The sequence below is a fragment of the Variovorax sp. CF079 genome (assembly GCF_900101545.1).
Classification (GTDB): domain Bacteria; phylum Pseudomonadota; class Gammaproteobacteria; order Burkholderiales; family Burkholderiaceae_C; genus Variovorax.
In genome coordinates this window covers 115,130-137,441 of sequence record NZ_FMZU01000014.1, presented here as the reverse complement: position 1 = coordinate 137,441, position 22,312 = coordinate 115,130, and the positions used below count along the sequence as shown (strand labels likewise).

The window sequence follows — 22,312 nt, the reverse complement described above, 5'->3', positions numbered from 1 at the left end:
GAGCGTATCAGTCCCAGTCGCCGGGCGTGGAATGCGTTCGACAAGCCATGGCTTCCGAAGGCGAATGACATAATTTCGCAGCGGGAGGCCTCGCCGGCCACTCGCGAAGACGGCCGATGCGACGGCATCCTGGCACGCTACATGCAGGACGCCGAGAGCATCGACGAGATCGTCGCTGCGGGTTACGGATTGGCGCTACCCTACCAGCAAGTTCAACGAAACCGCCGGAAGAGAGACCGTATGAAGCAAATCACCGCCATCGTCAAACCGTTCAAGCTCGACGACGTGCGCGAGGCCCTGGCCGAGGTTGGCGTCACCGGGCTCACCGTGACCGAGGTCAAGGGCTTCGGCCGACAGAAGGGGCACACCGAGCTCTACCGTGGTGCGGAGTACGTGGTCGACTTCCTGCCGAAGATGAAGGTCGAAGTGGTGGTCAACGAGGTCGATGTCGAACGTTGTGTCGACGCAATCGTGAGCGCCGCCCGCACGGGCAAGATCGGCGACGGCAAGATCTTCGTGACCAATGTGGAGCGCGTGGTACGCATCCGCACCGGCGAAGAGGACGAAGCCGCCGTCTAGGGCGCTCAGAGCATCTCGGCGAGCTTGTCGCCACGCGGATGGCGGCCCGCTTCCTCGACCAGGGCTTCGAGCAGGGCCGGGGCTTCGCCGCCCGCTCGTATCAACCCCATCTGCCATTCGCCCATGAAGCCCTCGCGCACGCTGTGGGCAAGAAATTCGAGCAGGCCGGCGTAATAGCCCGCAACGTTCAGGATGCCGACCGGCTTGTCGTGGTAGCCGAGCTGGCGCCAAGTCCAGATCTCGAACAGTTCCTCGAACGTGCCGATGCCGCCCGGCAGGGCGATGAAGGCGTCGGCGCGTTCGCCCATCATGGCCTTGCGCTCGTGCATGGTGTCGACGACGTGCAGCTCGTCGCACAGTGGGTTGGCGAGCTCCTTGTCGACCAGGGCCTTCGGAATGATGCCCACCACCCGGCCGCCCGCCGTGCGCGTGGCCTCCGCCACCGTGCCCATCAGGCCGGTGCGGCCGCCGCCATAGACCAGTTGGCCGCCGCGTTCGCCGATCCAGCGGCCGACCGCCTGGGCCACGGCCGCGAACTCGGTCCGCTCGCCGGGGCGCGAGCCGCAATAAACACAAATCGAGAAACGAGGAGTCATCCCCCGATCATGCCGCGATCGGATGACGCTCAGCTTGCATTCAGGTCGCGAAACGTTGCCACAACGCGGCTGCCCAGACGCCGCAGCACAGGACGATCGACAGCAGCACCGCGGCGCTGCCCAGGTCCTTGGCGTTCTTGGAAAAGGAGTGCCATTCCGGGCCCACGCGGTTGATGGCGGCTTCGATGCCGGTGTTGAGCAGCTCGACGATCAGCACCAGGATCACGGTCGCGGCAAGCAGCGACACCTCGACCCAGCTGTGGCCGACCCAGAACGCAGCCGGCAGCATGACGATGGCGCACAGGACTTCCTGGCGGAACGCGGCTTCGCCCCAGCCGGCGCGGAAGCCGTCGAGCGAGATCAGGGTGGCATGCCAGATGCGGTCCAGGCCGCGTCGCGACTTCTGCGGATTGACGGGGTCGTTGATGTTGGCGCTCATCTGCGGCTGAGAGGCTTGGAGGGAATCAGGCGGGTACCGGCCCAGGCATCGTGCCAGAACTGGCGCTCGGGGTGGAAGCGCGCGAGCAAGGCCCAGACGATAACCCAGCCAAAGATCAGTACGGAAGATTCGCCGCCGCCGAGGTCGAAGGGTGCGATGGCGGCGAGCGGCGGCAGGAACCAGACCCAGCTCAAGAGGTAGCGCAGCAGCGCGCGGCCCTGCGTGAGCGGTCGGCCGAGCCGGTCCACCACGCGGATGCCCCAGGTTTTCATGGCCAGCGTCTGGCCTTTGGACCAGAACCACACGAAATAGACGCCGAACACGACGAACAGGAAGGCCTGCAGCAGGTGCCGGCGCGAATCCATCGCATCACGCATCTGGCCGAGGGTGCTGAACAGCCAGCCGGCGACGAACACGACGGCGAAGAGCAGCATGCCCTCGTAGAGCCAGCAGGCCATGCGGCGCCACAGGCTGGGCGCGATCAGGGCGGTGGGTGCGATCGGTGCGGGTGTTTCGGCGAGACGCGGTCGGCCGGGGCCGGACCCCTCGGGAGAACTGGAAGCCATCGACACCTTGAGTCAGGGCGCGGAGGAAGGTTGCTCGGTGACGCGCACCGGCGGCGCGGCAGAGGCGGATGTTTCGGTCGAGGGCGTCGAGGAAGGAGGCGGGATCTGGGCTTCGGCCGAAACGGGCGGAAAGGCAGGATCCGCTGCCGGAGCAGGACGCGGCGCCGGAGCCACGAGCAGCGGACGCACCGGCAACGGCGTGGACGGCGCCAGCTGGATTCGCGGCGTGTGCTGGCCGTCGGGCGCGACTGCGGGAAGCGGCGCGAGCTTCTGGGGCGACACCGGCCGGAACGTCGCGGCGGCGCCCGGCCGGGGCGTGGCGCGCTCGGCCAGCTTGCGTTTTTCTTCCTCGCTGAGCGCCTGATAGGCCTCCCACTTCGCCTTTCGCTCGTCGACCGGAACCTGCTTGACCTCGGCGAAATTGAACCTTGCCTGCGTTCGCTGGTGGTTGGTCAGTGCGGCCCATTCGATCATGCGGCTGTGCAGAATCTCCTGGTCGGCGGGTGGCAGCGCGGCGTAGTTGCGCGACAAGGCCAGCCATTTGCGCTTGTGGGGCTCGGTCAGGCCGTCCCAGTGGGGGGCCAGCGGCTCCAGGGCGCGCTGCTGGCGAGCGGTGAGGTCGCGCCACAGCGGCTTGGAGACGACTTGTTTCGCGGCCGGCATCGAGGCTACCGGCGGTGTTTCCTTGACCTGCGCCTTGACTGGGAGCGCAGCGAAGCCCGAGGCCGCGAGCAGCAAGGCGGCGCCCACCCAGGCGACTGCGCCCGACGGGATCGGGCGCAGCAGGGGGAGCGCTTTCGAGCAGGAGAGAGGGTGATACGGCATGCGGGGCAGGCGATCAGCGCTCGGACAGGGCCTCGGTCTTCAGAAACTGGGCAAAACCGGGATCCGTGTAAGCGGCGGGTGGCAGATCGTCGGTCAGCAGGGCCGAATCGAGCTCTGCCAACTCGTTGGCGCGGTTGTCGTCTTGCATCGCGCTGATGACCAGGAGGCCCGCCACGAGGGCGATCAGCGGGACGACCGAGCCGATGCGCGTCCACCAGCCGGCCCCGAGCGTCGCCGTGCCGCCTTTAGCCACGACCGCCGGTGCCGTACGGAGCTGCCGCACCACTTTGCGTCGCCCAACGGCCTGCATGCGGGCGGCGCGCAGGCGTTCACCGATTTCGTGCGGCAATTCGAGATTGCCGGCCGAAAGCCGACCGGCCACCCGGCGACCGAATTCCTCCTCGGCCGCTTCAGGGGTGTGCGAAAACGTTGTACTCATAGCGAAATTCCCTTGGCCTTGAGCGCCTTGCTCAAGGCGTGCACAGCACGCGAACAGTGGGTCTTGACGCTGCCTTCGGAACAGCCCATGGCGGCGGCTGTCTCGGCGACGTCCATTTCTTCCCAGTAACGCATCAGGAAGGCCTCACGTTGACGACCCGGCAAAGCGGCGATTTGTTCCTCGATCGCATGAAAAATCTGTGCCCGCCGGGTGGTGTCCTCCGCGCTCTCGCTTTCCCGGGAGTCCGTCGGCATCACGAAGTGTTCGAGCAGGTCGAAGTCGCCGTTGTCGTCCACCGCCTCGAAATCGCTCAGGTTGGAGAACAGCGCCCGGCGGGTTTTCTGGCGGCGGAACCAGTCCAGGGTGCAGTTCGAGAGGATGCGCTGGAACAGGAGCGGCAACTCGTTGGGCGGCTTGTCGCCATAGTGCTCGGCCAGCTTCATCATGCTGTCCTGCACGATGTCGAGCGCCGCTTCCTCATCCCGCACGTGGTAGACCGAGCGCTTGAAAGCACGGCGTTCGACGCTTTTCAGGAAATCGGAGAGTTCTTGTTCAGTGGCCAAAGAGAGTCTGGCGCCGGGAAGGCGCCGCGTGGGGATGTGTCTCGGGGACGCGTGAGGTTTTTGTCGCCGCGGATTATGCCTGCGCCCCTGTGGCAGCCATGCGTCGCGCGGGGACCGCCAGTCCGGTGTCATAATCCGCGCTGCAAGTCAAAAGGCAAACGGGTCACGGTCCGGCGGTACGACAAGTCCGCCCATGGCTTTGGCCTCAAGTTTCGACGCGGCTTCACAAGAGCTTGCGAAGGAGCACCCAAGGTTTTTCGTTCCCGAAAAAACGCAAAGGTTCATCATGGAAATCTCGAAGGCGGAACTCGCTTCCGCAGCAGCCGTCACCGGCAGTCAAACGCAGGAACTCATGGGCGCCGAAGTGCTGGTCAAGGCACTGCAGGCCGAAGGCGTGAAGTACGTCTGGGGCTATCCCGGCGGCGCGGTTCTCTACATTTACGACGCGTTCTACAAACAGGACACGATCCAGCACGTGCTGGTGCGCCACGAGCAGGCCGCAGTCCACGCCGCCGACGGCTACGCACGCGCGACTGGCGACGTCGGCGTGGCGCTGGTGACCTCGGGGCCCGGCTTGACCAATGCGGTCACGGGTATTGCGACTGCTTACATGGACAGCATCCCGATGGTGATCATCTCGGGCCAGGTGCCGACGGCGGCGATCGGGCTCGACGCATTCCAGGAATGCGACACCGTGGGCATCACGCGGCCGATCGTCAAGCACAACTTCCTCGTCAAGGATCCCAAGGATCTGGCCATGACGATGAAAAAGGCCTTCCACATCGCGCGCAGCGGCCGTCCCGGCCCGGTGGTGGTGGACGTGCCGAAGGACGTGTCCTTCAAGAAGGTCAGCTACAACGGCTACCCCGACAAGGTCGAGATGCGCTCCTACAACCCGGTGCGCAAAGGCCATGGCGGCCAGATCCGCAAAGCGCTGCAGTTGCTGCTGAACGCCAAGCGACCCTACATCTACACCGGCGGCGGCGTGCTGCTCGGCAACGCCACGAACGAGCTGCGCACGCTGGTCGACATGCTCGGCTACCCGGTCACCAATACGCTGATGGGGCTCGGCGCCTATCCGGCGAGCGACCGCAAATTCCTCGGCATGCTGGGCATGCACGGCACCATCGAAGCCAACAACGCGATGCAGAACTGCGACGTGCTGCTGGCCGTCGGTGCGCGCTTCGACGACCGCGTGATCGGCAATCCGAAGCACTTCGCTCAGAACGAACGCAAGATCATCCACATCGACATCGACCCGTCGAGCATCTCGAAGCGCGTCCGGGTCGACATCCCGATCGTCGGCGACGTGAAGGATGTGCTGAGCGAGCTGATCTCGATGATCAAGGAGAGCAACACCAAGCCTGACGCGGCGGCGCTCTCCGGCTGGTGGGACACCATCGAGGGCTGGCGCAGCAAGGACTGCCTCAAGTACGACCGCGGCAACAAGGACGTGATCAAGCCGCAGTACGTGGTCGAGACCCTCTGGAACATGACCAAGGACGCCGACACGTACATCACCTCGGACGTCGGCCAGCACCAGATGTGGGCCGCCCAGTACTACCGCTTCGACGAGCCGCGGCGCTGGATCAATTCGGGCGGCCTGGGCACCATGGGCGTGGGCATCCCCTACGCGATGGGCATCAAGCTCGCCAAACCCGAGTCGGAAGTGTTCTGCATCACGGGCGAAGGCTCGGTGCAGATGTGCATCCAGGAACTCTCGACCTGCCTGCAGTACAACACGCCGATCAAGATCTGCTCGCTCAACAACCGCTATCTCGGCATGGTGCGGCAATGGCAGGAGATCGAGTATTCGGGCCGCTACAGCCACAGCTACATGGATGCGCTGCCCAATTTCGTGAAACTGGCCGAGGCCTACGGCCACGTCGGCATGCTGATCGAACGCCCGCAGGACGTGGAGCCCGCGCTGCGCGAGGCGCGCAAGCTCAAGGACCGCACCGTGTTCATGGATTTCCGCACCGACCCCACCGAGAACGTGTTCCCGATGGTCAAGGCCGGCATGGGCATCACCGAGATGCTCCTCGGTTCGGAAGACCTGTAAACAGACGATAAGCCGATCCGCGATGCGGACCGGCCCCTTCATTAACTTTTTCGGATCAATCTATTGTCCGTCGAGCCTGCGCATTACCGTGTGCGGGGGAGGGCGGCGAAAAGAGGAGTCCTGCTGACATGAAACACATCATTGCCGTGCTGCTCGAAAACGAGCCCGGTGCACTCTCCCGCGTCGTGGGCCTGTTCTCGGCCCGTGGCTACAACATCGAATCGCTGACCGTCGCGCCCACTGAAGACGCGAGCCTGTCGCGCATGACCATCGTTACGGCCGGTTCCGACGACGTGATCGAGCAGATCACCAAGCACCTGAACCGCCTGATCGAAGTCGTCAAGGTCGTCGATCTGACCGAAGGCGCCTACACCGAGCGCGAGCTCATGATGGTGAAGGTGCGCGCGGTCGGCAAGGAGCGCGAAGAGATGATGCGCATGGCGGAAATCTTCCGCGGCCGCATCATCGACGTAACCGACAAGAGCTACACCATCGAGCTCACCGGCGACCACGGCAAGAACGACGCCTTTCTCGAGGCCATCGACCGCGGCGCCATTCTCGAAACCGTTCGCACCGGCGCCAGCGGCATCGGCCGCGGCGAACGCGTCCTGCGCGTCTGACACAAAGCCCGTTTCACATCCACCGAATCTACGAAGGAGCAACCATCATGAAGGTCTATTACGACAAGGACGCCGATCTGAGCCTCATCAAGGGCAAGACGGTCGCGATCATCGGCTACGGCAGCCAGGGTCATGCGCACGCGCAGAACCTCAACGACAGCGGCGTGAAGGTCGTCGTCGGCCTGCGCAAGGGCGGCGCTTCCTGGCCCAAGGTCGAGAAGGCCGGCCTCAAGGTCGCCGAAGTGGCGGACGCCGTGAAGTCGGCCGACGTGGTCATGATCCTCTTGCCCGACGAGCAGATCGCCAACGTCTACAAGAACGACGTCGCTCCGAACATCAAGCAGGGCGCTTCGCTCGTGTTCGCGCACGGCTTCAACGTGCACTACGGCTTCGTGCAGCCGCGCGCCGACCTCGACGTCTGGATGGTCGCCCCCAAGGCCCCCGGCCACACCGTGCGCAGCACCTACACCCAGGGCGGCGGCGTGCCGCACCTGATCGCGGTGCACGCCGACAGGACCGGCAAGGCGCGCGATCTGGCCCTGTCCTACGCCACCGCCAACGGTGGCGGCAAGGCCGGCATCATCGAAACCAACTTCCGCGAAGAGACCGAGACCGATCTGTTCGGCGAACAGGCCGTGCTCTGCGGCGGTACCGTCGAGTTGATCAAGGCCGGTTTCGAGACGCTGGTGGAAGCCGGTTACGCGCCCGAGATGGCCTACTTCGAGTGCCTGCACGAGCTGAAGCTGATCGTCGACCTGATCTATGAAGGCGGCATCGCCAACATGAACTACTCGATCTCGAACAACGCCGAGTACGGCGAGTACGTGACGGGTCCGCGCATCGTGACCGACGAAACCAAGAAGGTCATGAAGCAGGTCTTGAAGGACATCCAGACCGGCGAATACGCCAAGAGCTTCGTGCTGGAGAACGCGGGCGGTGCGCCCACGCTGATCAGCCGCCGTCGCCTGAATTCCGAGCATCAAATCGAGGTGGTCGGCGAGAAGCTGCGCGCGATGATGCCCTGGATCAAGAAGAACAAGCTGGTCGACCAGACCCGCAACTGATCCGGCTTTCGCCTCGACAAGGGCCACCCGCGCGGTGGCCCTTTTTCTTTGATGCCGCGCGAGCTGCTGAACTACACTGCCACCGATCCATGCATGACGACACGCTCCCCGACGAAGTTGCGCCGCGCAAGCGCCGCAAGGGCATCTACATCCTGCCGAACCTGTTCACGCTGGCGGCGCTTTTCGGCGGCTTCTATTCGGTGGTGATGGCCATGAATGCGCGCTTCGATCTCGCGGCGCTCGGTGTGTTCGCCGCCATGATCCTCGACAGCCTCGACGGCCGCGTCGCGCGCATGACCAACACCCAGAGCGCCTTCGGCGAACAGATGGATTCGCTGTCCGACATGGTGTCCTTCGGCGCCGCGCCGGCCTTGATCGCCTACGAATGGTCACTCAAGGGCCTCGGCCGCTGGGGCTGGATCGCGGCATTCGTCTACTGCGCCTGCGCGGCCTTGCGCTTGGCGCGTTTCAACGTCAACACCGGCGTGGTCGACAAGCGCTGGTTCCAGGGCTTGCCCTCGCCGGCGGCGGCGGCCTTGGTGGCCGGCTTCATCTGGCTCATGACCGACTGGGGCAAGCGCGGCGGCGAGGTGCTGTATCTCTCCTGGCATCAGATCACCTGGATCACCTTCGGCTTCACGCTCTATGCGGGCCTGTCGATGGTGACCAACGCGCCGTTCTACAGCTTCAAGGATATCCAGGTGAAGAAGAGCGTGCCATTTGCCGTGATCGTGCTGATCGCGCTCGCCATCGCAGTCGTCAATATCCATCCGCCGACGGTGCTGTTCGGCATCTTCGTGGCCTACGGATTGAGTGGCTACGCGGTCTATGGCTGGCGCAAAGCGAAGGGCCAGCATGTGAGCGTGATCAGCACCTCGACCGACGAGCCCGACGAGCGCGGCCTGCACAAGTGATTCGGGCTGTGCTACATTCCCCGCTCCCATGAACAAGATTTCGCTGGCCCTACTACTGATCCCCTACGGGCGGAGTCGGTAGCGCACGCGCAAATCCCTGACCACGGCCCGTTCGCACCAGCAACGGGCCGTTTGTTTTGGGGTTGCTGGTTGATCCTCCAACCAAGCGAGAAATACCAGATGTTGAAGCAACCCGACCGCAAGTACCGCGCCTTTGCACCCATCGGCCTCAAGGACCGCACCTGGCCCGATGCCGTGCTGACCCAGGCTCCGATCTGGCTGTCGACCGACCTGCGCGACGGTAACCAGGCGCTGGTGGAGCCGATGGACATCGCTCGCAAGATGCGCATGTTCGAGATGCTGGTGGCGATCGGGTTCAAGGAGATCGAGGTCGGCTTTCCCTCGGCCTCGCAGGTCGAGTTCGATTTCGTGCGCAAGCTGATCGAGGAAGACCGCATTCCCGACGATGTGACGATCCAGGTGCTCACGCAGGCGCGCGACCACCTGATCGAGCGCACCTTCGAATCGCTGCAAGGCGCACCGCGCGCGATCGTGCACCTCTACAACGCCGTGGCGCCGGTCATGCGCCGCGTGGTGCTCGGCATGGACGAAGAGCAGATCGTCGAGCTGGCGACCACGCATGCGCGCATGTTCAACGAGCTCGCCGCCAAGCAGCCGGCGACCGACTGGACCTTCCAGTACTCGCCGGAAATGTTCTCCGGCACCGACCTCGCTTTCTCCAAGCGGGTGGTGGATGCGGTCACCGAGGTCTGGGCGCCGACGCCCGAGCGCAAGTGCATCGTCAACCTGCCTTCGACGGTCGAGCATTCGACGCCGAACATCTTCGCGGACATGATCGAATGGATGCACCGCCACCTCGCACGCCGCGATGCGATCGTGCTGTCGGTGCATCCGCACAACGACCGCGGCACGGGCACAGCGGCCGGCGAGTTCGCGCTGATGGCGGGAGCAGACCGGATCGAAGGCTGCCTGTTCGGCAACGGCGAGCGCACCGGCAATCTCGACCTGGTGAACGTGGCGCTCAACCTCTACACGCAAGGCGTATCGCCCGGACTCGACTTCTCGAACATCGACGAGATCCGGACGGCCGTCGAGCATTGCAATCAATTGCCGGTGCATCCGCGCCATCCGTACGTGGGCGATCTGGTCTACACCTCCTTTTCCGGTTCGCACCAGGACGCGATCAAGAAGGCCTTCGCCGCGCGCAAGGACGGCGACATCTGGGACATGCCTTACCTGCCGATCGATCCCAAGGACGTGGGCCGCAGCTACGAGGCCGTGATCCGCGTCAACAGCCAGTCGGGCAAGGGCGGCATCGCCTACCTGCTCGAAAGCGAGTACGGGCTTGAACTGCCGCGTCGCCTGCAGATGGAGTTCAGCCAGGCCGTGCAGCGCGTGATGGACGTTGCGGGAAAGGAGCTCACGGCGGCCGACCTCTGGCAGCTGTTCGAGCGCGAGTACCGCATCCAGGGCGAGACGGGCCCGCAGCACCGCGTGCTCGAAGAGCATGGCGAGGGTGCCGACGCGTCCGTGGTGCTGCGCGCCGACCTGCCGTGGGAGGGTGAAACTCGAAAGATCGAAGGCCGCGGCAACGGGCCCATCGATGCCTTCATCCATGCTTTGGCCGGCGCCACCGGGCACTCGATCCGCGTGATCGACTATCACCAGCATGCGATCGGTGCCGGGGCCGATGCGCAGGCGGTGGCCTATCTCGAACTGCGGGTCGACGAGGCGCAGACCCTGTTCGGCGTCGGCATGGACGCGAACATCATCTCGGCTTCGCTCAAGGCGATCGTTTCGGGCCTCGAGCGGGCCCGGGCACAGGGCGCACGCAGCGCACAATCCATGGCTGAAGCCGCCTGACAAGAAGGAGATCCACGATGGCCGACAAACTCATCATTTTCGACACCACCTTGCGCGACGGCGAGCAGTCGCCGGGTGCCTCGATGACCAAGGACGAAAAACTGCGCATCGCGCGCCAGCTCGAGCGCCTGCGGGTCGACGTCATCGAGGCGGGCTTTCCGGCCAGTTCGAACGGTGATTTCGAAGCCGTGATGGCGATCGCCAACGCGATCAAGGAGTCGACGGTGTGCGGCCTGTCGCGGGCCAACGACCGCGACATCTCGCGCGCGGCCGAAGCCCTGAAGGGCGCTGCCAGCGGCCGCATCCACACCTTCATCGCGACCTCGCCGCTGCACATGGAGAAGAAGCTGCGCATGTCGCCCGACGAAGTGTTCGAGCAGGCCAAGCTTGCCGTGCGTTTCGCGCGCAACCTGGTGGGCGACGTCGAGTTCAGCCCGGAGGACGGCTACCGCAGCGACGTCGACTTCCTGTGCCGCGTGCTGGAAGCCGTCATCCACGAGGGCGCGACCACCATCAACGTGCCCGACACCGTCGGCTACGCGGTGCCGGAGCTCTACGGCAACTTCATCAAGACACTGCGCGAGCGCATCCCGAACAGCGACAAGGCCGTCTGGTCCGTGCACTGCCACAACGACCTGGGCATGGCGGTCGCCAACTCGCTGGCGGGCGTGAAGATCGGCGGCGCGCGGCAGGTCGAGTGCACCATCAACGGCCTTGGCGAGCGTGCCGGCAACTGCTCGCTCGAAGAGATCGTGATGGCCGTGAAGACACGAAAGGACTACTTCGGCCTCGATCTCGGCATCGACACCCGACACATCTTGGCCGCCAGCCGCATGGTCAGCCAGACCACCGGTTTCGTGGTGCAGCCCAACAAGGCGGTGGTGGGCGCCAATGCCTTCGCGCACGCGTCGGGCATCCACCAGGATGGCGTGCTCAAGGCGCGCGACACTTACGAGATCATGCGCGCCGAGGATGTGGGCTGGACCGCCAACAAGATCGTGCTCGGCAAGCTGAGCGGCCGCAACGCCTTCAAGCAGCGCCTGCAGGAGCTCGGCGTAACGATGGAGAGCGAGGCCGACATCAACGCCGCGTTCGCGCACTTCAAAGAACTCGCCGATCGAAAGAGTGAAATATTTGACGAAGATATCCTTGCACTTGTAAGCGCCGAGGAGCATTCGCACGTTGCGGAACAGTTTAGTTTTGTATCCTTGTCGCAGCACAGCGAAACCGGCGAGCGGCCCCAGGCGCGAATCGTTTTCACGGTGCATGGCAAGGAGGTCACGAGCGAGTCGGATGGCAATGGCCCGGTTGATGCTTCGCTGAAGGCCATCGAGGCCCACGTGAAGAGCGGGGCGGAGATGGTGCTGTATTCGGTCAATGCCATCAGCGGATCGACGGAGAGTCAGGGCGAAGTCACGGTGCGTTTGCAGAATGCGGGCCGGGTCGTCAATGGCGTGGGGGCCGATCCGGACATCGTGGTGGCATCGGCCAAGGCTTATTTGAGTGCGCTCAACAAGTTACAGAGCCAAGCTGAGAGAGTGGCGGCACAAGGTTAGTTCTTGCGACGGATCCTTTGGTTCTAATGAAGAAAGGGATGCAAGTAACTGATATTGCGTGCCTTTTTTGATTTGGATACACTGCGGTTTCTATTCGTCCCGCTGGAGAGTTTTTGATGCCCGAAGCCCGTTTCTGCCGAGTTTCCAGCCAGCGGTTTCTTCCTGCATTCCGCCTCATCGCCGTCGCGCTCTGCGCCACGGCGTTTTTGCTGCCCGCAGCGGAGGCAGCCAAGAAGCCGCCGGCAGGCAAGAAGGGCCAGCAGGTGAGTGCCGACAGCAAGCGCAGCAGCGCCAAGTCGGCATCGAAACACAGCGTCAAGGATGACGACAAGGCCGACCGCGTCGTGAGCGGCGGGCGCAACGTGGTGGCTTCGATCCGCAAGCGGGGCGGCAAGACGGTGGTGGCGGTGCAGCGGCGGTCGGTGGTGCGTGTGGTCGAGGCGCGGCAGTCTTTCGGCCAGCTGGCCGGCCTGCACAGCACCGAAGATGCGCTCGACCTGAAATCCAGCGTCGCGCTGGTGATCGACCAAGACACGCGCGAAGTGCTCTTCAGCAAGAACGACCACGCAGTGCTGCCCATCGCTTCGCTGACCAAGCTCATGACGGGGTTGATCATCAGCGAGGCGCGCCTTCCTTCCGACGAACTGATCACCATCAGCCAGGATGACGTCGACACCGAAAAAGGAAGCCGTTCACGCCTGACGGTCGGCACCACGCTGCCGCGCGGCGAACTTCTGCACCTGGCATTGATGTCGAGCGAAAACCGCGCGGCGCACGCGCTCGGGCGCACCTATCCGGGCGGCCTCGCCACCTTCGTGAGCGTCATGAACGCCAAGGCCAAGATGCTCGGCATGAAGGACACGCGCTACGTCGAGCCCACCGGGCTCTCGAGCCGCAATCAGTCGAGTGCGCAAGACCTGGCCCTGCTGGTCAATGCCGCCTATGCCGACGCCACGGTGCGCCAGCTCTCCACCTCGCCCGAGTACCAGGTCGAAGTCGGCAGCCGCGTGCTGCAGTACAACACCACGAATCGCCTGGTCAAGAATCCGGACTGGGACATCGGCGTGCAGAAGACCGGCTACATCTCGGAAGCCGGCCAATGCCTCGTGATGCAGACCAAGATCGCCGGGCGCAAGCTGATCATGGTGTTCCTCGACTCGGCCGGCAAGTTCGGCCGCATCGGCGATGCCGAGCGCGTTCGCCGCTGGGTCGAAGCCACCCACAACATGGTGAATCCGGCTGCGCAGCAGCAGGCCGTCGCAACGCACGTTGCGGGCTGAGCCGCGCCGGCCTGGCGATCAGGCCGAAGCGGGCGTGTTCGCGTTGTAGCCGAGCGCGTTCGAGATTTCGTTGGCGGTGGCCTGCAGTTTCGGCAGCCACCCGTCGTCGAGCCGGTCTGCCGGCGCCGAGATCGACAACCCCGCAACCAGCTTGCCCTGATCGTCGTAGATGCCTGCGGCCATGCAGCGCACGCCGAGCTCGAGCTCCTCGTTGTCGCGGGCGATGCCGTACTGGCGCGCCTTGGAAAGTTCGCGCTCCAGCGCCGGCAGCTGCGTGATGCTGTTGCGCGTGTGGCCGGCCAGGCCGGTTCGCGTGGCGTAGCTGCGCACCCGCTGGGGTTCGTCGAGCGCGAGGAACAGCTTGCCGGTGGAAGTCAGGTGCAGCGGCGCCCGGCCGCCGATGGCGCGCACCACCTGCATGCCCGAGCGCTCGCTGTAGGCGCGCTCTATATAGACGATCTCGTCACCCTGCCGCATGCTGAGGTTCACCGGCTGCTGCGTGAGCTTGTGCAGTTCCCGCATCGGCGCCATCGCGGCATCGCGCACGTTGAGCCGACCCTTGACCAGGTTCCCGAGCTCCAGCAGGCGCATGCCGAGCCGGTAGCTGCCGGCCTCCGGCCGGTCGACGAAGCGGCCGACCGCCAGGTCGTTCAGGATGCGATGGGTGGTGGACGGGTGCAAGCCCGTCTTCTCGCTGATTTCCTTCAGAGAGATGGCTTCTTCCCGGGATGCCAAGACGTCGATCAGCGCGAACATGCGCTCGATCACTTGGATGACGGGCACGGCAGGAACGTCTGATTGGTGTTTTCTCATGGGCAACGCGGTGTGGAACCGGCTGCCATTTTACTTGGTGAAATGGGTCGGCGCTTGCCAGCGGCCGTCGATCAGCACTTCATGCGGGGCAAAACGGGCCTTGTAGTTCATCTTGGCGCTGCCCTCGATCCAGTAGCCGAGATAGACGTGGGCGAGGCCCAGCTTGCGGGCCTGCTCGATCTGCCACAGCACGCTGTAGTTGCCGTAGCCCGCGCCCGCCTCGGGCTCGTAGAAGGTGTAGACCGCAGAGATTCCGTCGTTCAGCACGTCGAGGATCGACACCATCTTCAAGGCGCCCGCGCTGCCGTCCGGCCGGGTTTCGCGAAACTCCACCAGCCGCGAGTTGACCCTGCTTTGCAGCAGGAACTGGGTGTACTGGTCGATGCTGTCGTGATCCATGCCGCCGCCGGCATGGCGGCCGTTCTGGTAGCGCAGGTAGAGCTGGTAGTGCTCGGGCACGAAGCAGAGCTTGAGCACGCGGGCCTGCAGATCGGCATGGCGTGCCAAGGCACGGCGCTGGCTGCGATTGGGCTTGAACGCGCTCGCCAGTACGCGCAGCGGTATGCAGGCGCTGCAGCCGTCGCAATGCGGCCTGTAGGTGAACATTCCGCTGCGCCGGAAGCCGGCGAGCACCAGGTCCGAGTACGCGTCGTTGTGGATCAGGTGGCTCGGCGTCGCGACCTGCGAGCGCGCCTGCCTGTCCGGCAGGTAGCTGCACGGATAGGGCGCTGTCGCGTAGAACTGCAGCGTGTGGAGCGGGAGATCCTTGAGGTGCGTCACGTCGTGAAGGAAAGTCGCGCAGGCAGGAGTTCAGACCAGTATACGGGCTCGAAACGCCACGCAGGGCCTGCTTGCAGGCGTGCGTCGGCCACATGCGACAGGAAACGTTCGCGCGGCACCTCGTGTGCGCCCAGGCTGGCCAGGTGGCCCGTGTTCTGCTGGCAATCGATCATCGCGATCCCGTGCCGCCGGCAGAACGAGACCAGGGCCGCCAGCGCGATCTTGGAAGCGTCGGGCCGGCGGGCGAACATCGATTCGCCGAAGACTGCGCGGCCGATTGCCACGCAGTACAGGCCGCCCGCGAGTTCGCCGTCGATCCAGGTTTCGACGCTGTGCGCATGGCCGGCGCGGTGCAGATCCGTGTAGGCGCGCACCATCTCGGGCAGGATCCAGGTGCCGGTCTGGCCGATGCGCGGCGCCTGCGAGCAGGCATCGATCACCGTCTCAAAACGGTGGTCGATGCGGATTTCGCAGCCCGCGGTGGCGCGGAAACGCTCCAGCGTCTTGCGCAGCGAACGGTGGAGCCTGAAGCCGGCGGTTTCGAGCACCATTCGCGGATCCGGGCTCCACCAGAGGATCGGCTGGCCCTCGCTGAACCACGGGAAGATGCCGTTGGCGTAGGCGTGAAGGAGGCTGGCGACATCGAGCCCGCCACCTGCGGCCAGAAGGCCTGGCACGGGGTCGGATTCGCCCCAGGCCGAAGCGGCATCGGGCAGGGGGTCACCAGGGGCAAGCCAGGGCAGTTGCATGGTCGAAGGTATACACGGCTTCCGCAGGCGCGCTGTCGTCGCAAGCCGAATTTGCCTGAAGCCCCTATAGTCGTTCCCGCATTCGCAGCCATCGCTCAAAGCAAAAAGGACCACGGTGAGCACAGAAACCAATCCCATGCGCTTCGGCAGCGGCCAAGCCGTTCGACGACTCGAAGATGAAAGCCTCCTGGCCGGCGCCGGGCGTTTCACCGACGACGTCACGCTACCGAATCAGACCTTTCTGGCCTTCGTCCGTTCCCCGTATCCGCACGCGCGGCTGGCGTCGCTCGACACCGCGTCGGCCGCCGCCATGCCGGGTGTGCTGCGCATCCTCACCGGTGCGGAGCTGCACGGCGCCGGCGTCAAGCCCCTGCCGGGCGCCGCGGGCTTCACGCGCGCCGACGGCACCGACTGCGCGGCGCCGCCGCGGCATGTGCTGGCGCTCGACCGGGTTCGTTTCGTCGGCGAGCCGGTCGCTGCCGTGATCGCTGAAACCGCGCGCGAGGCGCGCGATGCGGCCGAGGCGGTGATGGTCGACTACGAAGCGCTGCCGATGGTGGTCGACCTCGCCGGCGCGACGGCGGATGGCGCGCCCCTGGTTTGGGACGAGGCCACCGGCAACATCGCCGCCGAGATGCGCCACGGCAGCAGGGAAGCGACGAGCGCCGCCTTCGCCAAGGCCAGCCACGTGGTCGCGCTCGACGTCGTCAACCAGCGGGTGGTCGCGCTCACGATCGAGCCGCGCTCGGTGCTGGCCGATTTCGACGCCGCCTCGGAACGGATCACCCTGCGCATGAGCACCCAGATGCCCTCGGGCGTGCGCAATTCGGTCTGCGACGCGATCGGCCTGCCCAAGGAGCAGGTGCGCGTGGTGGTGGGCGATGTCGGCGGCGGCTTCGGCATGAAGACCAGCGCCTACCCGGAAGACATCGTCGTGGCCTTTGCCGCGCGCGCGGTGCGGCGGCCGGTGAAGTGGGTGGCCGACCGCAGCGAGGAATTCCTTTCGAGCTGGCATGGCCGCGACATCGAGGCCCATGCGGAGCTGGCGCTCGACGCCAGGGGCAAGATTCTCGGGCTGCGCATCAGGACCCTGGCCAACGTCGGCGCCTACGCGGGCGGCACCGGCGTCGTGATCCAGCTCCTGATCGGCCCCTGGGTGCAGACCAGCGTCTACGACATCCAGACCATCGACTTCCATTTCCATGCGGTGCTGACCCATACCGCGCCGACGGGCGCCTACCGGGGCGCCGGCCGGCCGGAGGCGATCTACACCATCGAGCGGCTGATGGACGAGGCCGCGCGCCAGACCGGCATCGACCGCATCGAGTTGCGCCGGCGCAACTTCATCCAGCCGGCGCAGATGCCCTACACGAACCCGATGCAGCAGACCTACGACACCGGCAAGTTCGAGTCGGTGATGGACCAGGCGCTGAAGCTGGCCGATTGGCAGGGATTCGATGCGCGCGCGGCGCAGTCCAAGCGCCAGGGCCGGTTGCGCGGGCTCGGCATCGCGACTTTCCTCGAATGGACCGGCGGCAACGTGTTCGAGGAGCGCGTGACGGTCTCGGTGCAGGCCGACGGCGTCATCGAGGTGTTCTCCGCCGTCAACGCCATGGGGCAGGGCATCGCGACCACGCTGGCGCAACTGGCGGTCGATGCCTTCGGCGTGCCGATCGAGAAAGTGCGCATCGTGCTGGGCGACACCGACCGCGGCGACGGCTTCGGCAGCGCCGGCTCGCGTTCGCTCTTCACCGGCGGCTCGGCCGTTCGCATCGGTGCCGAGCGCACCATCGACAAGGCGAAGGCGCTTGCCGCGCAGGAGCTCGAAGTCGCGCCTGCCGACCTCAGCTACGCGGGCGGCGTTTTCAAGGTCGCCGGCACCGATCTGCAGCTCGACCTGTTCACCCTGGCCGGACGCCAGCCGGATCGGCAGATCTTCGTCGACTCCACCAGCGCCGTCGCCGGCCCGACCTGGCCCAACGGCTGCCACATCTGCGAGGTCGAGATCGACCCGCCCACCGGCGATGTGAGCGTGCTGGCCTATGCCTCGGTCAACGACGTCGGCCGCGTGGTCAACCCGATGATCGTTCGCGGCCAGCTCGAAGGCGGCGCCGTGCAGGGCATCGGCCAGGCGCTGTGCGAGCGCGTGGTCTACGACATCGAAACCGGCCAGCCGCTGACCGGCAGCCTGATGGACTACGCCGCGCCGCGAGCCGACATCATCGCCTCGATGTTCAAGACCGAGATGGACCAGAGCACGCCCTGCCTCAACAACCCGCTGGGCGTGAAGGGCGTGGGCGAGCTGGGCACCATCGGCGCCACGCCGGCAGTCGTCAATGCCGTGGCCGATGCGCTGGCGCGCAACGGCATGGCCGGGCTCACGCCTCGCCTGGACATGCCGCTCACGCCCGCGCGCATGTGGGCGCTCATGCAGCCGGGGCCCTGAAACGCTTCAGAACTCTTCCAGCGGCAGCCCCACGTAGTTCTCCGCCAGCGAGGTCGAGGCGGCGCGCGAGTGCACCAGGTAGTCGAGCTCGGCCTCCTGGATCTTCTGGCCGAACTCCCCGGTTTCCGGGAAGCGGTGCATCAGCGAGGTGAACCACCACGAGAAGCGCTCGGCCTTCCAGACCCGGCGCAGGCACAGGTCGGAGTAGCGGTCGAGCGCCGAGGCGCTGCGTTCGCGGTAGAAGATCTCGAAGGCGCGCGACAGGTAGCCGACGTCGGCCGTCGCCAGGTTCAGGCCCTTGGCGCCGGTCGGCGGCACGATATGGGCCGCGTCGCCGGCCAGGAACAGGCTGCCGAAGCGCATCGGTTCGGCCACGAAGCTGCGCAGCGGCGCGATGCTTTTTTCGAGCGAAGGGCCGGTCACGAGCCGCTCGCGCGCTTCGGGGTCGAGGCGCAGGCGCAGCTCGTTCCAGAACGCCTCGTCGCTCCAGTTCTCCACGCGCTCCTCGACCGGCACCTGGACGTAGTAGCGGCTGCGCGTGGCGCTGCGCATGCTGCACAGCGCGAAGCCGCGCGGCGTGTTGGCGTAGATCAGCTCGTGCGATACCGGCGGCACATCGGCGAGCACCCCGAGCCAGCCGAAGGGATAGACCTTTTCGTAGGTGTGGATCGCCTGGGCCGGCACGCTGGCACGGCTCACGCCGTGGTAGCCGTCGCAGCCGGCGATGAAGTCGCACTCGATCTCGTGCGTGGCACCGTCCTTCTCGTAGCGCACGCGGGGCTTCCCCGTGTCGAAGTCGTGCAGGCTGACTGGCGAGGCGCCGTAGATGGTGGTCAGGCCCTCCGCCTCGCGCGCATTCATCAGATCGTGCGTCACCTCGGTCTGGCCATAGACCGTGACCTGCTTGCCGCCGGTCAGGCCATGCATGTCGATGCGATGGCGCGCGCCCTTGAACAGCAGCTCGATGCCTTCGTGCGGCAGGCCCTCGGCCTTGGCGCGCGCGTCGACGCCGGCGCGCTGGAGCAAGTCCATCGTGATCTGCTCCAGCACGCCGGCCCGGATGCGGCCCAGCACGTAGTCGCCGGTCTGGCGCTCTATGATGATGTTGTCGATGCCGGCCTTGTAGAGCAGCTGGCCGAGCAAGAGGCCGGCCGGGCCCGCGCCGATGATGGCGACCTGTGTGCGCATGCGTGTCTCCTGATTGCTTGGCCTCAAGCGTAGGACGATGCGGACTCCCCGGCTCGCCGCGATGCCATCCTCTGTGCGATGATGAGGCGGCCTGCGCGATGATCGCGCAACACTTCGCGCCATGACCATAGCCAAACCCGACTTCATCGAGGGCATCGCCAAGGGCATGGCCGTGCTCGAGAGTTTCGACACCGAGCGCCAGCGTCTCAATGCCACGCTGGCAGCCGAGCGCGCCGGCCTGACGCGGGCCGCGGCCCGGCGCCACCTGCTGACGCTTGCGCACCTCGGCTACCTCGAAACCGACGGCAGCTATTTCTGGATGGCGCCGAAGGTGCTGCGCTTCTCGGGCAGCTACCTTGCGTCGTCGCGGCTGCCGCGCGCGCTGCAGCCCACGCTCAACCGGCTCGCGGCGCAGACGGGCGAATCCTTCTCGGCCGTGGTGCTCGATGGCGAAGAGGTGGTCATCATCGCGCGCAGCGGCAGCTATGGCACGCCGACCCGCGTGCTGGCCTACGGCCTCCACCTCGGGGCGCGCCTCCCGGCCCATGCGACATCGACCGGCCGCGTGCTGCTCGCCGGCATGAGCGCGGCGCAGCTCACGCAATGGCTCAAGGGCCGCAACCTGCCGCGCCTCACGCCGCGCACCATCACCCAGGCGCGCGTGCTGCGCCAGCGCATCGCGCAGGTGCGCAAGGACGATTTCTGCTTTGCCAGCGAGGAACACGAGCTCGGCGTGCAGGCGCTGGCGGTGCCGTTGCGCGACATGCAGGGCCACACGGTGGCGGCGCTCAACGTCGTGCTGTCGGGCACGCGCCACTCCGAAGAGGCGCTGCGCCGCGACATGCTGCCGCTGTTGTTCGAGGCGGCGCGCGAGGTCAGGGCGCTTCTGTGAACGCGCTTGAACTTCGCCGCCGCTACGATCTCGAACCGCCTTTGGGCGGATGAACGACGATGCGACTGCTGCTGCTCGAAGACGACGTGATGATCGGCGAGGCCGTGCTGGACCTGCTGCGCGCCGAGAACTACGCGGTCGACTGGGTCAAGGACGGCGACGCTGCCGACACCGCACTGCGCACGCAGCAGTACGACCTGGTGCTGCTCGACCTCGGCGTGCCGCGCCGCGACGGCCTTGAGGTGCTGCGTTCGCTGCGCGCCCGCAAGCAGCGCATGCCGGTGTTGATCGCCACGGCGCGCGATTCGGTGCAGCAGCGCATCGAGGGCCTGGATGCCGGCGCCGACGACTACGTGCTGAAGCCCTACGACCTCGACGAGCTTCTGGCGCGCATCCGGGCCTTGCTGCGCCGCGCATCGGGGCGGGCCGAGCCGGTCTACGAGCATCTGGGTGTCAGCATCAATCCGTCGACGCGCGAAGTCGCCGTGGGCGGCCAGCCGGTGGTGCTGTCGGCGCGCGAATGGGCGGTGCTCGAACCGCTGATCGCGCGGCCGGGCATGGTGCTCTCGCGCGCGCAGCTCGAAGAAAAGCTCTACGGCTGGAAGGACGAGATCAGCAGCAACGCGGTCGAGGTCTATGTGCACGGGCTGCGCAAGAAGCTCGGCGCCGATCTCATTCGCAATGTGCGGGGGGTGGGCTACATGGTGCCCAAGGAATGAAGTCCTTACGCGCGCGTCTTTTGTGGTTCCTATTGGCTGCCATCGTGCTTGCAGCAGGAACGCAGGCCTTCGTGGCCTATCGCACGGTGCTCAAGGAAGCCGACGAGATCTTCGACTACCACATGCAGCAGATGGCGTTCTCGCTGCGCGCGGGCCTGCCGCCCAGTGCGGCCGTGGGCGGGCTCGGCGGCGGCGAGGAGAACTTCGAATTCGTCGTGCAGATATGGACGGCCGACGGCGTGCGCATCTTCGAATCGGCCGCGCGTGCCGCACTGCCGCAGCGCGCGGTGCTGGGTTTCTCGAACGTGCAGGCGCGCGGCACCACCTACAGGGTGTTCTCGATCCAGAGCGCCGGGCTGGTGATCCAGGTGGCGCAGGACATGGCGGCGCGCCGCACCATGGCGGGAACGCTCGCGCTGCGCACCGTCGGGCCGATCGCGCTGGCGGCGCCCTTGCTGATGCTGGTGGTGTGGTGGGTGGTGAGCCGCTCGCTGGCGCCGGTGGCGCGCGTGCGCAGCCAGGTTGCCTCCCGGCAGGCTGACGACCTCTCGCCGGTCAGCGAAAGCGGCCTGCCCGAGGAGGTACGCCCGCTGGTGCACGAACTCAACCTGCTGTTCGATCGCGTGCGCCGGGCCTTCGAGGCGCAGAAGCATTTCGTGGCCGATGCGGCGCACGAGCTGCGCTCGCCGCTCGCGGCCTTGAAGCTGCAGGTGCAGAGCCTGCAGCGCGCGCCCGACGATGCCGCGCGCGAGCTCGCCGTCGGCCGTCTGGCAGCCGGCATCGACCGGGCGACGCGGCTGGTCGAGCAGATGCTGGCGCTGGCGCGGCACGAAGCCAGCGCCGCCACCGGCGCCAGCGCGGAGCCGGTGGACCTGCAGGAGGTCGCGCGGCTCGCGATCTCCGATGCCATTGCCGCCGCCCAGGCACGCCGGATCGACATCGGCATGGCGCGCGCGGATGCGGCCGAGGTACGCGGCCAGGCCGAGGCCTTGCGCACGCTGCTGCGCAACCTGCTCGACAACGCCGTGAAGTACACGCCCGAGGGCGGCCGCGTCGACGTCGGCATCGCGGCCTCGCCGGACGGGGTGGAACTCAGCGTGGAAGACAGCGGCCCGGGCCTGCCGGCCGAGGAGCGCTCGCGCGTGCTCGACCGCTTCTATCGCTCGGGCGAGCCGCAGGCGGCGGGCAGCGGTCTCGGGCTGGCGATCGTGAAGTCGATCGCCGACCTGCATGGCGCGACGCTGGCTATCGATGGCTCCGGCAGCCTGGGTGGCCTGCGCGTGAGCATGCGTTTTCCCAGAACTGTTTAAGGCGCGCTTAAGCGAGCGGACCGACATT

At 66.1% G+C, this 22,312-nt stretch carries 22 protein-coding genes; 12 read left to right on the top strand and 10 right to left on the bottom strand.

All coding sequences use genetic code 11. The features are described 5' to 3' along the window. The first annotated feature begins 240 nt into the window (after nucleotides 1-240). Nucleotides 241-579, top strand: coding sequence for a P-II family nitrogen regulator (locus BLS74_RS19675; protein ID WP_093108837.1), 339 nt, complete (start codon nucleotides 241-243; stop codon nucleotides 577-579). Nucleotides 580-584: 5 nt separating this feature from the next. On the opposite strand, the gene BLS74_RS19670 is transcribed toward BLS74_RS19675, so the two are convergent. The 6 genes from BLS74_RS19670 to BLS74_RS19645 all read right to left on the bottom strand — a co-directional run bounded on the left by BLS74_RS19670 (nucleotide 585) and on the right by BLS74_RS19645 (nucleotide 4,007). Beyond that, nucleotides 585-1,175: an LOG family protein gene (locus BLS74_RS19670; protein WP_093108836.1), complete on the bottom strand. Its 591-nt coding sequence runs from the start codon at nucleotides 1,173-1,175 to the stop codon at nucleotides 585-587. A 40-nt stretch (nucleotides 1,176-1,215) separates the two neighbouring features. Continuing rightward, on the bottom strand, nucleotides 1,216-1,614 hold the full coding sequence (locus BLS74_RS19665) for a diacylglycerol kinase (RefSeq protein WP_093108835.1): 399 nt from the start codon (nucleotides 1,612-1,614) through the stop codon (nucleotides 1,216-1,218). Continuing rightward, nucleotides 1,611-2,180: an RDD family protein gene (locus BLS74_RS19660; protein WP_093108834.1), complete on the bottom strand. Its 570-nt coding sequence runs from the start codon at nucleotides 2,178-2,180 to the stop codon at nucleotides 1,611-1,613. Before BLS74_RS19660 ends, BLS74_RS19665 begins: the two co-directional genes overlap by 4 nt. A 12-nt stretch (nucleotides 2,181-2,192) precedes the next feature. After that, nucleotides 2,193-2,918 (bottom strand): DUF3106 domain-containing protein, encoded by a 726-nt coding sequence (locus BLS74_RS19655; protein ID WP_244503931.1) that lies wholly within the window; start codon nucleotides 2,916-2,918, stop codon nucleotides 2,193-2,195. Nucleotides 2,919-3,018: 100 nt separating this feature from the next. After that, complete coding sequence (locus BLS74_RS19650) at nucleotides 3,019-3,444, bottom strand: DUF3619 family protein (RefSeq protein WP_093108832.1); 426 nt, start codon at nucleotides 3,442-3,444, stop codon at nucleotides 3,019-3,021. Next, entirely contained in the window at nucleotides 3,441-4,007 is a 567-nt protein-coding gene (locus tag BLS74_RS19645; RefSeq protein ID WP_093108831.1) for an RNA polymerase sigma factor, read from the bottom strand. Before BLS74_RS19645 ends, BLS74_RS19650 begins: the two co-directional genes overlap by 4 nt. A gap of 286 nt (nucleotides 4,008-4,293) precedes the next feature. Between BLS74_RS19645 and BLS74_RS19640 the strand changes: the two genes are divergently transcribed. The 7 genes from BLS74_RS19640 to BLS74_RS19610 all read left to right on the top strand — a co-directional run bounded on the left by BLS74_RS19640 (nucleotide 4,294) and on the right by BLS74_RS19610 (nucleotide 13,387). Further along, nucleotides 4,294-6,069, top strand: coding sequence for an acetolactate synthase 3 catalytic subunit (locus BLS74_RS19640; RefSeq protein WP_093108830.1), 1,776 nt, complete (start codon nucleotides 4,294-4,296; stop codon nucleotides 6,067-6,069). A 128-nt stretch (nucleotides 6,070-6,197) separates the two neighbouring features. After that, entirely contained in the window at nucleotides 6,198-6,689 is a 492-nt protein-coding gene (gene ilvN / locus BLS74_RS19635; protein WP_093108829.1) for an acetolactate synthase small subunit, read from the top strand. Nucleotides 6,690-6,736: 47 nt separating this feature from the next. Next, nucleotides 6,737-7,753, top strand: a complete 1,017-nt coding sequence (gene ilvC / locus BLS74_RS19630) for a ketol-acid reductoisomerase (protein WP_093108828.1) — start codon at nucleotides 6,737-6,739, stop codon at nucleotides 7,751-7,753. 89 nt (nucleotides 7,754-7,842) lie between these two features. Next, nucleotides 7,843-8,667: a CDP-diacylglycerol--serine O-phosphatidyltransferase gene (pssA, locus tag BLS74_RS19625; RefSeq protein ID WP_093108827.1), complete on the top strand. Its 825-nt coding sequence runs from the start codon at nucleotides 7,843-7,845 to the stop codon at nucleotides 8,665-8,667. 180 nt (nucleotides 8,668-8,847) lie between these two features. Further along, a complete protein-coding gene (leuA, locus tag BLS74_RS19620; protein WP_093108826.1) occupies nucleotides 8,848-10,551 on the top strand; it encodes a 2-isopropylmalate synthase in 1,704 nt (567 codons plus the stop codon). Nucleotides 10,552-10,568: 17 nt separating this feature from the next. Then, complete coding sequence (locus BLS74_RS19615) at nucleotides 10,569-12,107, top strand: 2-isopropylmalate synthase (RefSeq protein WP_093108825.1); 1,539 nt, start codon at nucleotides 10,569-10,571, stop codon at nucleotides 12,105-12,107. A gap of 116 nt (nucleotides 12,108-12,223) precedes the next feature. Beyond that, nucleotides 12,224-13,387: a serine hydrolase gene (locus BLS74_RS19610; protein WP_093108824.1), complete on the top strand. Its 1,164-nt coding sequence runs from the start codon at nucleotides 12,224-12,226 to the stop codon at nucleotides 13,385-13,387. A gap of 18 nt (nucleotides 13,388-13,405) precedes the next feature. Here BLS74_RS19610 and BLS74_RS19605 read toward each other — a convergent pair whose 3' ends face one another. From BLS74_RS19605 to aat, 3 genes are read right to left on the bottom strand one after another with little or no spacing between them, the layout of a single operon-like run. Next, entirely contained in the window at nucleotides 13,406-14,200 is a 795-nt protein-coding gene (locus BLS74_RS19605) for an IclR family transcriptional regulator (protein WP_093108823.1), read from the bottom strand. Between the two features lie 30 nt (nucleotides 14,201-14,230). Further along, nucleotides 14,231-14,980, bottom strand: coding sequence for an arginyltransferase (locus BLS74_RS19600; RefSeq protein ID WP_093108822.1), 750 nt, complete (start codon nucleotides 14,978-14,980; stop codon nucleotides 14,231-14,233). Continuing rightward, nucleotides 14,977-15,729, bottom strand: coding sequence for a leucyl/phenylalanyl-tRNA--protein transferase (aat, locus tag BLS74_RS19595; RefSeq protein WP_093108821.1), 753 nt, complete (start codon nucleotides 15,727-15,729; stop codon nucleotides 14,977-14,979). The genes BLS74_RS19600 and aat overlap by 4 nt, the downstream gene beginning before the upstream one ends. A gap of 115 nt (nucleotides 15,730-15,844) precedes the next feature. Here aat and BLS74_RS19590 point away from each other — a divergent pair, with 115 nt between their 5' ends. Then, a complete protein-coding gene (locus BLS74_RS19590) occupies nucleotides 15,845-18,175 on the top strand; it encodes a xanthine dehydrogenase family protein molybdopterin-binding subunit (RefSeq protein WP_093108820.1) in 2,331 nt (776 codons plus the stop codon). Nucleotides 18,176-18,181: 6 nt separating this feature from the next. On the opposite strand, the gene pobA is transcribed toward BLS74_RS19590, so the two are convergent. Further along, nucleotides 18,182-19,363, bottom strand: coding sequence for a 4-hydroxybenzoate 3-monooxygenase (gene pobA, locus BLS74_RS19585; protein ID WP_093108819.1), 1,182 nt, complete (start codon nucleotides 19,361-19,363; stop codon nucleotides 18,182-18,184). Nucleotides 19,364-19,484: 121 nt separating this feature from the next. Between pobA and BLS74_RS19580 the strand changes: the two genes are divergently transcribed. Genes BLS74_RS19580 through BLS74_RS19570 form a run of 3 tightly spaced genes read left to right on the top strand, consistent with a single transcriptional unit; the run spans nucleotide 19,485 to nucleotide 22,284 of the window. Beyond that, on the top strand, nucleotides 19,485-20,255 hold the full coding sequence (locus tag BLS74_RS19580) for an IclR family transcriptional regulator domain-containing protein (protein ID WP_093108818.1): 771 nt from the start codon (nucleotides 19,485-19,487) through the stop codon (nucleotides 20,253-20,255). A gap of 59 nt (nucleotides 20,256-20,314) precedes the next feature. Next, a complete protein-coding gene (locus BLS74_RS19575; RefSeq protein WP_093108817.1) occupies nucleotides 20,315-20,974 on the top strand; it encodes a response regulator in 660 nt (219 codons plus the stop codon). After that, on the top strand, nucleotides 20,971-22,284 hold the full coding sequence (locus tag BLS74_RS19570) for an ATP-binding protein (protein WP_093108816.1): 1,314 nt from the start codon (nucleotides 20,971-20,973) through the stop codon (nucleotides 22,282-22,284). Before BLS74_RS19575 ends, BLS74_RS19570 begins: the two co-directional genes overlap by 4 nt. Nucleotides 22,285-22,312 lie beyond the last annotated feature (28 nt).

Excerpts from the sequence above, each read along its gene's own strand:
- BLS74_RS19675 (WP_093108837.1), top strand. The coding sequence starts at position 241 with ATGAAGCAAATCACCGCCATCGTCAAACCGTTCAAGCTCGACGACGTG.
- pssA (WP_093108827.1), top strand. The coding sequence starts at position 7,843 with ATGCATGACGACACGCTCCCCGACGAAGTTGCGCCGCGCAAGCGCCGC.
- BLS74_RS19640 (WP_093108830.1), top strand. The coding sequence starts at position 4,294 with ATGGAAATCTCGAAGGCGGAACTCGCTTCCGCAGCAGCCGTCACCGGC.
- BLS74_RS19650 (WP_093108832.1), bottom strand. The coding sequence starts at position 3,444 with ATGAGTACAACGTTTTCGCACACCCCTGAAGCGGCCGAGGAGGAATTC.
- BLS74_RS19580 (WP_093108818.1), top strand. The coding sequence starts at position 19,485 with ATGACCATAGCCAAACCCGACTTCATCGAGGGCATCGCCAAGGGCATG.
- BLS74_RS19570 (WP_093108816.1), top strand. The coding sequence starts at position 20,971 with ATGAAGTCCTTACGCGCGCGTCTTTTGTGGTTCCTATTGGCTGCCATC.
- BLS74_RS19605 (WP_093108823.1), bottom strand. The coding sequence starts at position 14,200 with ATGAGAAAACACCAATCAGACGTTCCTGCCGTGCCCGTCATCCAAGTG.
- BLS74_RS19610 (WP_093108824.1), top strand. The coding sequence starts at position 12,224 with ATGCCCGAAGCCCGTTTCTGCCGAGTTTCCAGCCAGCGGTTTCTTCCT.
- BLS74_RS19615 (WP_093108825.1), top strand. The coding sequence starts at position 10,569 with ATGGCCGACAAACTCATCATTTTCGACACCACCTTGCGCGACGGCGAG.
- leuA (WP_093108826.1), top strand. The coding sequence starts at position 8,848 with ATGTTGAAGCAACCCGACCGCAAGTACCGCGCCTTTGCACCCATCGGC.
- aat (WP_093108821.1), bottom strand. The coding sequence starts at position 15,729 with ATGCAACTGCCCTGGCTTGCCCCTGGTGACCCCCTGCCCGATGCCGCT.
- ilvN (WP_093108829.1), top strand. The coding sequence starts at position 6,198 with ATGAAACACATCATTGCCGTGCTGCTCGAAAACGAGCCCGGTGCACTC.
- BLS74_RS19660 (WP_093108834.1), bottom strand. The coding sequence starts at position 2,180 with ATGGCTTCCAGTTCTCCCGAGGGGTCCGGCCCCGGCCGACCGCGTCTC.
- BLS74_RS19670 (WP_093108836.1), bottom strand. The coding sequence starts at position 1,175 with ATGACTCCTCGTTTCTCGATTTGTGTTTATTGCGGCTCGCGCCCCGGC.
- ilvC (WP_093108828.1), top strand. The coding sequence starts at position 6,737 with ATGAAGGTCTATTACGACAAGGACGCCGATCTGAGCCTCATCAAGGGC.
- BLS74_RS19575 (WP_093108817.1), top strand. The coding sequence starts at position 20,315 with ATGCGACTGCTGCTGCTCGAAGACGACGTGATGATCGGCGAGGCCGTG.
- BLS74_RS19665 (WP_093108835.1), bottom strand. The coding sequence starts at position 1,614 with ATGAGCGCCAACATCAACGACCCCGTCAATCCGCAGAAGTCGCGACGC.
- pobA (WP_093108819.1), bottom strand. The coding sequence starts at position 19,363 with ATGCGCACACAGGTCGCCATCATCGGCGCGGGCCCGGCCGGCCTCTTG.